At 51.8% G+C, this 8,911-nt stretch carries 6 protein-coding genes; 2 read left to right on the top strand and 4 right to left on the bottom strand.

What is annotated here, in order from left to right:
* Window positions 1-78: 78 nt before the first annotated feature.
* The 3 genes from VFS25_RS10900 to VFS25_RS10890 are packed head-to-tail and all read right to left on the bottom strand — an operon-like array spanning window position 79 to window position 5,526.
* Window positions 79-483: a hypothetical protein gene (locus VFS25_RS10900; protein ID WP_326462169.1), complete on the bottom strand. Its 405-nt coding sequence runs from the start codon at window positions 481-483 to the stop codon at window positions 79-81.
* Between the two features lie 32 nt (window positions 484-515).
* On the bottom strand, window positions 516-2,360 hold the full coding sequence (locus tag VFS25_RS10895; RefSeq protein WP_326462168.1) for a RagB/SusD family nutrient uptake outer membrane protein: 1,845 nt from the start codon (window positions 2,358-2,360) through the stop codon (window positions 516-518).
* Window positions 2,361-2,370: 10 nt separating this feature from the next.
* The gene (locus tag VFS25_RS10890; protein WP_326462167.1) at window positions 2,371-5,526 is read right to left on the bottom strand and encodes a TonB-dependent receptor; all 3,156 of its coding nucleotides are present in this window, start codon (window positions 5,524-5,526) and stop codon (window positions 2,371-2,373) included.
* Window positions 5,527-5,910: 384 nt separating this feature from the next.
* Between VFS25_RS10890 and VFS25_RS10885 the strand changes: the two genes are divergently transcribed.
* Both VFS25_RS10885 and VFS25_RS10880 read left to right on the top strand, forming a co-directional pair.
* The gene (locus VFS25_RS10885) at window positions 5,911-6,480 is read left to right on the top strand and encodes a hypothetical protein (protein ID WP_326462166.1); all 570 of its coding nucleotides are present in this window, start codon (window positions 5,911-5,913) and stop codon (window positions 6,478-6,480) included.
* Between the two features lie 14 nt (window positions 6,481-6,494).
* Window positions 6,495-6,974, top strand: coding sequence for a hypothetical protein (locus VFS25_RS10880; protein WP_326462165.1), 480 nt, complete (start codon window positions 6,495-6,497; stop codon window positions 6,972-6,974).
* Window positions 6,975-7,064: 90 nt separating this feature from the next.
* Here the strand turns inward: VFS25_RS10880 and VFS25_RS10875 are convergent.
* The coding region (locus VFS25_RS10875) for a hypothetical protein (protein ID WP_326462164.1) at window positions 7,065-8,911 on the bottom strand (1,847 nt) is incomplete at its 5' end.

Raw genomic sequence — 8,911 nt, 5'->3', positions numbered from 1 at the left:
GCAGCAGCAGGAAAGCAGGCAGCAGCGGTATATATCTTATATATTTAGCGATCATGTTGTATGTTTTTAAAATAAGCACTACGGTTGCTGTACGGTAATGTTTACGGTATATGTTTTCCTCACCTTCCGGTTGCCGGATATTACGGTGTATTGTTTAGGGTGAGCCAGGTCTGAAAAGTCAACCTTGCCGGTGATCTTGGGATCCAGCTTGGCGTCTGTTACCAGTGTAAACTGCGGGTAAAGGTTGGTAAGGTCTGTACCAAAAAATACTTCGGCATCTACGGTGCAGGCGCTGGTATCAATGGTGGGCGCGCCGGTTAATACGGTGCGGAAGTCGGAGCCCAGCAGCTCGAAATTACTTACATAACATTCCGCGCGGGTGGTGATCAGTAGCCCGTCTTCATCTACCGGCGTGTCCTTTGAGCAGGCCGTCCAGTAAAGGGCTGCACCCAGCAGTAACAATATAGCGAGATATTTTTTCATCGTGTTGTCGTTTAAGGTCCCTTGAAATTGTTTTACAGCCATGGTGTATTCTGCGTGAGGTTGGGATTGCGGTCACGTTCACCCGGCGGTATTCTGAAAATGTAACATTGCTGGTAAACCCTGTCGGAGGAATTCTGGAAATAGCGCGACATCTGTGCGCCATGCGTATCAATACGCCATACGCCGTTACCAAAAGGCGGGTTCCATACCCTTTCAATAGCACGCCAGCGGCGCAGGTCAAAGGAACGTTGCCCTTCGCCTAGCAGCTCTACGATGCGTTCCTGCTCAATGGCGCTGAAAAAGGCGTCTTTGCTGGCTGTTTTGTCGCCGGCCAGGGGCGGCAGGTTGCCGCGGTGGCGTATTTTGTTCACCAGGTCAATCGCATCGGCCTGCGGGCCGTTCACGGCATTGGTAGCTTCTGCATACATGAGGTACACATCGGCCAGGCGCATTACCGGCCATGCATAATCGCCGTCGCTGCGTCCCTGCCCGGCATAGTTGCGCAGGAATTTGCGCAGCACATAGCCTGAGTTACAGCCGTCGGTGTTGTAGGTGATGTAATCTTTACCGTCAATCGTTATTTTCTGGTTCCAGGTTTTATAAATAAAGGGCACCCAGCCGGTTGATTTCAGCGACACCATGCCCACGCTTACTTCATAGTCCCACATGATAGACGCTTTCATACGGTAGTCGCGGTCTACATAGCTTTGCGGGTTCACCGCTGAATTGGGAGCGGTTCTGGCGCCGGGCGTGGCAGGGTCCATGGGTACCAGCTTGGGCGCAAAATCGCCGGTGGTGAGCGACTGGTAACGGTCGGCTATTTCATAGCGGGGCGTTACCCAGCACTGGGAGCCTTCATGGGAGCGGCCGGCTACATCGCGCATCAGCTCTTCTCCCTGGCCGGTACCGGTGCCGCCATGTGTAAAATACATGATCATTTCCGGGTCGCCGTTGGCTACCGGCGTAAACAGGTAGTAATAGTTGGGCAGGTTATCGGCCTTGCCGGGCGGGTCGCATAAACCCGGTTCTCCGCCGCGGAAAAGCGTGAGGCCGTAGTCGTTAATCACTTTTTTGAAATCAGCTGCCGCTGCATTGTATGCGCTTACTGCTTCTGCTTCGCTTGGCTGGAAACCGGCCAGCTCCGGCCAGCCAAAATGGTTCCAGCTGGCCCAGTACAGCTCCAGCTTGCCGCGGAAGGCCAGGGCTGCGGGTTTGGATGCGCGTCCTAATTCAGCCGCTTTTTCCGGCAGCTTTTCATAAGCATAGGTGAAGTCGGCCATGATAGAGTCTTTTATAGCAGCTATCGGCGTACGTGTCAGGCTGGCTACTTCACTGTTGTCGTAAATTATATGCCCGATATAAGGCACATCGCCCCACATGGATATAAGGCGGAAGTACACCATGCCGCGCAGCAGGCGCGCTTCGCCTATCACCCTTTCCAGCTCGGGCAGGGAGGCGCTGCTGGCATTGGGCAGCATTTTAGTTACATTCTCTATTACATAGTTGGTACGGTTTACGCCGCCGTACAGGTACTTGTACATGTTGTCGAAGTTATCTCCATACCCGGATGGGTTGTAGTCCGCGCCATTGTAGGCCGCGCCTTTCTGCAGGTTGGAGCTGGAGGTGCTGTTGCTGCCGCTGCGTACACGCAGGTATTCGGCCTGCCCGTCAAAATAATAATCGCGGTCAAACAGGGGGCGTACATCCGCATAAGCGCCCATTAGTCCGATAGTGGCATCTGCTTCTGTTTTCCAGAACGCAGCTTCGTTCAGCTCAGTGGTCGGGTCCTGGTCCAGCAGGTCTTTATGGCACGCGCTGCTAAGCACGGATATACCCGCCAGTGTTGCCAGACAATATATTTTAATAGATCTTTTCATAATTCAGCGTTTAAAGGCTCATGTTAATACCAACGGAATAAGATTTCACCAACGGGTAAGCGTTGCTCCTGTTGCCGTTCATTTCCGGGTCAAGGCCGCGGTAAGAGGTGATGGTAGCAATATTTTCCGCAGAACAGTAAATACGGAAGCTGCTGATGCCTACCCTGCCCAGCAGGCTGGCGGGCAGCGTATAGCCCAGCTGCAGGTTCTTGAAGCGGATATAGCTCATATCATCCAGCCAGAACGTGGTTTCTTCGCGGTTGGATGAGCCGCCCAGCCGGGGCCATGAGCCATCGCGGTTTTCAACAGACCAGGGCTCTGACCAGTGCAGCCAGGTAGATGCATAACGTTGGGTGCCGAAGTTCACGTTGTTGTAGTTGTTGATCCAGTAATCCTTGCGGCCGGTGGCGCCGGTGATCAGGAAACCCAGGTCAATGCCTTTCCATGATACGCTGCCGCCCAGGGAAACGTTGGTAGTGGGCCGGTCGCGCTGCGTATTGGGAAAAGCTACTTTGTCGTTGCTGTCTATCCTGCCGTCGCCGTTCACATCTTTGCGCAGTATGTCGCCGGGCGAAGCGCCCTGCGGCGTTGCATTGTACACATCCTGCCAGGTTTGGGCAATGCCCATATCTTCATAGGTGTACAGGAAGTGGTAGGGCATATCCAGGAACACATATCCCTTGCCCAGGAACTCATTCCATTTTTCCAGCCGGGTATGGTTATAGGAAGCATTCAGGTTAAGGCCGTAAGTAAAGGCGCCTGCTTTATCGGTCCAGGAAAAGTTGCCTTCTATACCCTGGTTCCGCAGGTTGCCGATGTTTTTCCTGGGTGCTGTATAGGCGCCGGTAAGCAGGATGGACATTTCAGAAGGCCGGTTCATGCCGGTGGTTAACCGGTTATAGTAATCCAGCTCCACGCGCAGCCGGCTGTCCAGGAAAGCCAGGTCCATCCCGAGGTTCAGCACCGTGGTAGATTCCCAGGAAAGATCAGGGTTCACCATTTTTTCGTTCACAAAACCTTTGGCCAGGTTAGCAGCTATCATATAATTGCTGTTGGCCAGGGTGGGCAATTGTTCGTAACGGCCAACACCGCTGTTATTACCCAAGCCACCGTAGGAGATGCGGAACTTACCACTGGTAAGCCAGCGGCTGGTAAAGGGTTTCAGGAAATCTTCCTCGGTAAAGCGCCATCCCAGCGCTACAGAGGGGAAGAAACCAAAGCGGTGCCCGGGCAGGAACTTGGAAGAGCCATCATACCGGAAGTTGGCTTCCAGCAGGTATTTATCAAATGCGGTATAGTTAATACGGCCAATGTAGGAGCGCAGCCCTTCGGTGCTGGAGCTGCCGCTGGTGCTTTGTATGCCAGGCAATGCGGCATCAATTTCATGCAGGGTAGGGTACAGGCGGTCGTTGCGGGAAGTGCCCTGCAGGCGGTCGTACCAGTACTCTTCACTGTACACCAGCAAGGCGGAAAGGTCATGATCGGGGGTGATGGCCTTATGATAGGTAAGGCGCCCGGTGAACATGGTTTTGTAACCCGTGGCGGTATTGTTGCTTACGCCTGCGTTATCGCCCACGTATACACGGCTGCCGAAAGCGTCGGTCTGGAAGTTGTACGAACGGTTAGGCGTATTGGCGTTCCAGGCAAACTGGTTGTAATAGTTCAGCGAATAATCCACCCGGCCTGTTAACCCTTCTATGGGCGTCCAGTCGAGGTACATGGTGCCGTTGGCTTCCTGCCGGTTCTGGTGCGAAAGCTGGTTCATATATACAGTGTACGGGTTGTACGCCTGCGGATCTTCGTTGTAAGCCATTACGCCGCCATAATAGCCGCTTACTGGGTCGTACGGCGTAATGCCCGCAATGGCGTATTGCAGGTCAAAGCCGGCGGTGTTGCTGGAGTTGTCGTCTGTAAAACCATCTTCCAGGGCATACTGGAAGTTAGACCAGTTGCCGTAAAACCTTACGCCTACGTTCATGTTTTTCCTGAGCTTATAGTCGTAATTCAGGCGGGCATTATACTGCTTGTAGGTATTATTGATCTGCAAACCTTTTTCATCCTGCAGGCCAACAGATATAAAAAAGTTGGACTGTTCGCTGCCGCCGGAGGCCGACAGGCTGTAGTTCTGGAAGGCGCCGGTTTGCGTAATAATGTCCCACCAGTCGGTATTCGGATAACGCAGGGGGTCTATCATGCCCAGGGCCATCCACTGGTCAATGGTGCCGTCTTTAAAAAGATAGTTGGAGCGGAGCGTGTTAACGGCTGCAGCGCGCTGGTGCAGCGTTAATGCGCGCGGGTAGTCGGCCATGAACTGGTAGGCTTTGACCGGCTTTTCCACGGCATAGTTGCCGTTGAAGTTAAGCACTGTTTTGCGTTGCCCCTTGCCGGATTTGGTAGTGATGAGAATAACGCCGTTGGCAGCGCGGGAGCCATATACGGAGGCGGAAGTGGCGTCCTTCAGCACCGATATGCTTTCAATATCGTTCATGTTCACCCGGTTAATGTCAACATCCGGCATACCATCCACCACCACCAATGGGTTAGCGTTGTTTACGGTACCCAGGCCCCTGATCAGCAGGCTGGCCTGGTTGCGGCCGGCCATGCCGGTTGACTGGGTAACGGCCAGGCCGGGCACAAGGCCCGAGAGGGCAGAGGAGGCATTGGGCAGGGAGCGGTTGGTGATCTTCTCATCAACCTTAACAGCGGAAACAGCGCCCAGCAGGTTCACTTTCTTTTGTGTGCCGTAACCTACCACTACCACTTCGCTTAATGCTTTCTGGTTGGATTTTAGATGAACATTAACGGTTGTTTGCCCGCTGGCGAAAGCGGCCTCCTGCCTGTCGTAGCCTATAAATGAAAATTCGAGCGTGCCGCTTTCCACCTTTACACGCAGCACAAATTTGCCGGTGCCGTCAGTAATGGTGCCGGTGTTGCCGCCTTTTAATGATACGGTAACGCCGGGTAATGGCTGATTTGATTCGTCTGTAACCGTACCGGTTATTTCATGCGTTTGTTTTTCCTGCCGGAACATGGCGGCAGAGGAAGATAATGGAAGATGACCTGCAGCCGCAACAGGAAAGATGCCGGCCAGCGGTATCATGGTAAAAAGGGCCCGCCTCAGGCATTTGCCATGCGGCGGAGGTAAGCTAGGTAAATACTTTAACATAACGTAAAATTTAGATGATGGCAAAAAAGAAGTCCCCTGTACCGGTTTTTCCCGGTACCTGACAGTTAAGCCACCTGTGTAACGCAAACGTTTGCATACACGGTGCGTGAAATCGGTTACTGTTTAGTTCACATTAATAATTGCATAAAGGGAAATTTTTTAATTGTTTGTTAATCGACGTGGAAAAATTCTGCTAACGTGGAATTATACCCCTAACAAAAATAAAAAAACAATCGATTGTAAGAAAAAAAATAATACCGGGATAAAATATACCACTTATTGGTGATAAAGCTATTAGCGCCACTTGCCGCCGCCATCTTTGCCAAACAACCCTAAATCCTTACTTTGTGTACGGATTTTCTTTAGCGATAAACCTTTCACCCTATGAAAAAGATCATTTTTGCGCTTATCATCAGCTGCTTTGCAGTGGCGGTACATGCCCAAATCAATAAGCGGGACGCCAAGCAACGCAAGCAGGGCCCCTGGAGCGAACAGGTGGCGCCCCTGCGCGGAGAGCCCGGCTACACCTGGGAAGGCGTTTATAAAAGCGACCGTAAAGAAGGCGTTTGGAAAAAGTACAATGAGGTGGGCGACCTGGTTGCAGAAGAAACCTTTCACAACGGTGTGCTGGATGGCCCCTGCAAATATTATTATCCGAACGGAAAGCTCAGCGCGGCCGGTAACATGCTGGCCATGGATATTGAAGGTGAGGTAGATACCGTAACGGTTATTGACCCGGTTACACAGGAAGAGTCGCGTGTGGAGGTAGTGCGCAAAGGCAACTCCGTGCGGCATGGCGAATGGCGCATATGGGATGAGGATGGCCACATGGTAAAGGAAACCTACAGCCGCGGAGAGATTGTTACCTCTGAAAGCGGTAACCAGCGGAAAGGCAATACCATACTTTTACCGCATGAGCAGCAGGCAGCCGGCGGCAAACGGAAAAAGAACTAGGCAATATTAACCACATGCATATCATCAACAAGCTTTCCACAGCAGCGCTTGGCCTATCCCTTACCGTTAGCGCCTGCACGCAACAATCCACAACCACAGCCGCCACTGCTGCGCGTACGCCGTTAGAAGGCACCTGGCGGCTGGTTTCCGGTACTGTAATAGAAAAGAACGATACTACCGTTACTGACTATACGCAGGGTAAGTCGTTTATTAAGGTAATCAACGCATCGCATTTCGCCTTTACCGGCCATGACCTGCATAAGGGAAAAGACAGCACTGCTTTCTTTTCTTCCGGCGCAGGCACCTATGAGCTGCACGACAGCGCCTATACGGAAAAGCTGGCCTATTGCAGTGACCGTGAATGGGAAGGCAATGAATTTCATTTCACAGTTTCCATTGTAAACGATACCCTTACCCAGCAGGGCGTTGAAAAAGTGGAAGGCACCTCCATTAACCGGGTGAACATTGAAAAATATGTGCGCATTAAGGATTAACGGCTGCTGAGGAATTTCCGCTATAGCATTAATGAACAGGAAAGGCCGCGCATTCCTAATGCGCTTGCACCATCACAGCCGGGTATTATTTTAAAGCGCCGGGGTAACAGTAATGGTTGCTGAAAGGGCTGCGGGCCGGTAAGCAACCGTGCAATCCCCTTTTGCATCACTCCGTATCTTTTTTACGGTTTTGCCGTTAACCTTAAAGGCATAAGCAGCGCCCGGCTTCAAATGGTGAATAATATAGGTCAACGGTGCGGCAGCGCGCATGGTTTGCTCCCAGCTTAATTGAGCCGGGTGCGCACTTTTTATGCTGAGCGTTAAAGGCTGGCTGCTTGCTGCCTGTAATAAAGGCGTGCTGCTATTCCCGTTAAAATAAAAAACAGTGTCGTTTACGGCATTAAAGCCAAAGCTTTCCCCGCTTGTTATTTTAAAAACCCCGTTAGATATGGAATAGCGGTTGCTGTCGAGATCTATAACCAGCAGCTGGCCCTGGAAATTATACCGCAGCTGTGTGCCTGCCAGTTCCGGTGTAATATGCGGGCTCAGGTACAGGCGGTTATACTTGGGGTTAATGCCGTAAATGGCCTGGTACAGCCCTACAATAGCAAGGCTGTTGCCCGATAATATATCGTCTCCCAAACCATTTTGCTTTATACGGCCGTAACGCTGAAACGCAAGCCCGTCGCGCGTGTATTGCTGCAGCACATTCTTTACATATTTCAACGCAATGGCCGGGTTATAGGTGGCGTAAGCTTTAACCGCAACTGATCCCCACGACAGGAAAATATCGCCGTTCTCGTATTCCGGGAAGGGGTACTGGGAGGCCTTGCCTTCCCCGGGGGCATAGGAGCGCATAGCCAGCGGCCAAAAGAAAAGCTGCTCCTGCTGCATTTGCTTTTCAATATCATCCAGTACCAGTTTGGCCCTGCCGGCGTTATCGCAAATGCCGTAGGCAATGGCCATAAAGTTAACCGGTGTAACCATGTTGCGGCCATGTGGCTGAAGGTTTTTATCCAGCCAGTGTACATAGCAGCGGTTGTCTTTATCCCAGAAACCGCCATTGCTTACCGGTTTGTTGAAGCTGGCCTTCAGCCTGGCGGCAAATGCTTTATAAGCCTGTTCCTTTACGGGGTTTCCCAGTTGCTGTTCAATAGCCGCCCACAGCACCAGCGCATGATAAAGCTTTGCGTTTACAAATGCGTTTTCATAAGATGCCCATATAATATCTATCCAGTCGCTGGAGCGTTGCGCTGCCTGCGTGTCTGTCATCATTTCAACCAGCCCGTTGCCGTTGGTATCACGTTTCAATATCCAGTCCAACACCTTTTCGCAGGTTTGCTGGTGGCTTTTAACCCAACGTATATTACCGGTCATATCATACAGCTCCGCAACGTTGGTAACAAAATCGGGGTTGGCATCCATGAGTATACCCCACTGGGCTTCATAAAAGCCTGCTTTGTTAAACCGGCCGGGCATGGCGTCTTCGTTGGTGTATGCCCAGCGCGCATATACGCGCCCGTTGGGCTTTATAGCATGATCGCGGTAGTAATCCAGGCAGCTTTGATACCCGCGCAGGTATTCGGGATCATTGATGCCTAATCCTATTTGTGCAATGTATTGTTCATGCAGGCAAATAGGGCCGTAGGGCGTATGCCAGCTGTTGCCGCCAAAGTGCAGGGAGTCGATCACGCCTATCCTGGCAATGGTGTTCAGCACCGCGCTCACAGCTGTACCGTTGATGCCTGCAAAATGGCCACGGCCGTATTTTTCATTAAAGTTGAAATAGCCGAAGGTAATACTTTGTGTGCTGTTGCCTGCCGGTATAACAAAAGGCGACCAAACACTGGTACGGTTGTGCAGGTATAGCCGCCGGTTGGTGCCGCTGTCCCACAGGGGCTTCATCTTATCATCGGAAACAGTAATGGCACAGGCCA

Origin of the sequence: Chitinophaga sp., assembly GCF_035761305.1 — a bacterium.
GTDB lineage: Bacteria > Bacteroidota > Bacteroidia > Chitinophagales > Chitinophagaceae > Chitinophaga.
The sequence above is the reverse complement of the archived record's forward strand: the minus strand, read 5'-3'. Positions and strand labels throughout refer to the sequence as shown.